At 75.0% G+C, this 280-nt stretch carries 1 protein-coding gene; it reads right to left on the bottom strand.

The features are described 5' to 3' along the window. Positions 1 to 280, bottom strand: a 280-nt coding sequence (locus tag QWJ41_RS21085; RefSeq protein WP_302710447.1) for a hypothetical protein, incomplete at both ends; no start/stop codon positions are given.

The following is a 280-nucleotide window of genomic DNA, read 5'->3' on the forward strand; positions in this document are numbered from 1 at the left end:
GTGGGTGGCGTGGCGTCGGGCACCGCGCCCAGCGCTGCCCGGTAGCTGAAGAACGCCCGGTCGGTGGGGTTGCTCGCGTCGCGCACCGACCACAGCACCTCGCCGTCGCGGCCGACCACGCGGGCCATGACCCGCCGCTCGGCGGCCCAGCCGACCAGGGTGTTGCCGGTGGCCAGGCGCTGCGAGGAGCCGGCGAAGATCGCGAGGTGGTCGGTCGGCTCGGTCACCCGGTGCTCGAAGACGGTGCGGCCTCGCCGCTCGCGTCGTCGAGCTCGTACTC

The organism is Nocardioides cremeus (genome assembly GCF_030518195.1).
GTDB lineage: Bacteria > Actinomycetota > Actinomycetes > Propionibacteriales > Nocardioidaceae > Nocardioides > Nocardioides cremeus.